Below are 1,522 nucleotides of genomic sequence, written 5' to 3' on the forward strand. Positions count from 1 at the left end.
TTTTTAATAGATAATATAATAAAAATAATTGAAAATAGAATATCAAAAGATAAAATAACTCAAATAAAAGATTCTTTTGATTTAATGAATTATGCCGTAAAAATAAAGTTAGATTTAGTAAAAGAAAATCCATATATACTTGATTTTTGCATTAGAAGTTATTATTGCAGTGATAAAAATATCATCAGTGAAATAAAAAAACTTATAGTAGAACAATTTAATGAATCATATGAGAAATATTTTTATAATATAGATGTATCAAAATTTAAAGATAAAAATGATTTGTTTATGATATATAAAATTTTTATTTGGATTATGGATGGATATTTGCATGAAAAATTAATGAGGGATGAAGAAATTAAATCTTCTGATATCATTTTAGAATTTGATGAAATTATGGAATTATTAAAAAAGTATTTTTATAAATAAATTTAATTATGGAGAGTGAAATGAATATTATCGAAGTAAATAACATTACTAAAGATTATGGAGACAATAAAGGCGTTTTTGATTTAAGTTTTAACGTTCAAAAAGGTGAAATAATGGGATTTTTAGGCCCAAACGGAGCAGGAAAAACGACAACGATAAGAACATTACTTGGATTTATTAAACCGGATAAAGGTAGTGTAGAAGTTAATGGGTTGGATCCTTTTTTTAATAGTAAAATAATTAATACCAATTTAGGATATTTACCCGGAGAAAATACTTTAATGGATGATATGAAAGGCGATGAGTTTATTAATTTTATTGCAAAAATGAAAGGTGTAGAAGATTTTGTAAGAATTAATCAGCTTAAGGAAATGTTTGAATTAAATGCTTCAGGGCGTATTAAAAAAATGTCAAAAGGTATGAAACAAAAAATTGCAATTATATGTGCCTTTATGAATTATCCTGATATTTTAATTTTAGATGAACCTACAAGCGGATTAGATCCATTAATGCAAAATAAGTTTATCGATTTAATTTTAGAAGAAAAAAAACGAGGAGCTACAATTTTAATGTCTTCCCATATATTTGAAGAAATTGAAAAAACCTGTGATAGAAGCGTTATCATAAAAGAAGGAAGACTTGTATTAAATGAAAAAATAAGTTCTTTAACTAAACAAAAAAGCAAACATTTTATTATTAAATTTGCAGATGAAAAAGAAGCTATGAGATTTACTGCATTATTTAAGAATATTCACCCTAAAGGAGATACTGTTAAAATTAACGTAAAACAAAATTTAGATAAACTAATAAAATTATTATCTAAGTTTAACGTCGTTGATATGGATATAAAACCTTTAAGTCTTGAAGAACTATTTATGCATTATTATGAAGGAGAAAAAAATGATTAATTTAGTACTTTTAAAGAAAGAAATAAAATCTAATTATAAAATATTATTTATATTTATGGCTATTTTGACTCTATATTCTTCGATGATAGTAAGTATGTTTGATCCAAAACTTGGGGAAAGTTTAAAAATGATGTCAGAAAGTATGTCAGGTATTTTTTCTGCTTTTAATATGTCTAATACGGGTA

Annotated in this window: 2 protein-coding genes and 1 pseudogene; all 3 read left to right on the forward strand. The window is 23.7% G+C overall.

What is annotated here, in order from left to right:
- A partial coding sequence (locus FGQ49_RS10495; RefSeq protein ID WP_171020694.1) for a TetR/AcrR family transcriptional regulator occupies positions 1–429 on the forward strand: 429 nt, incomplete at its 5' end.
- Positions 430–449: 20 nt separating this feature from the next.
- Entirely contained in the window at positions 450–1,337 is an 888-nt protein-coding gene (locus FGQ49_RS10205; protein WP_138269760.1) for an ABC transporter ATP-binding protein, read from the forward strand.
- Positions 1,330–1,522 (forward strand): annotated as a pseudogene (locus FGQ49_RS10210) (ABC transporter permease); the annotation flags it as partial. The gene FGQ49_RS10205 and the pseudogene FGQ49_RS10210, both read left to right, overlap by 8 nt.

Origin of the sequence: Anaerofustis stercorihominis, assembly GCF_005844425.1 — a bacterium.
In the GTDB taxonomy this organism is placed as follows: domain Bacteria; phylum Bacillota; class Clostridia; order Eubacteriales; family Anaerofustaceae; genus Anaerofustis; species Anaerofustis butyriciformans.

Bases quoted from the DNA above. Each gene is read 5' to 3' on its own strand.
- FGQ49_RS10205 (WP_138269760.1), top strand. From the start codon at position 450: ATGAATATTATCGAAGTAAATAACATTACTAAAGATTATGGAGACAAT.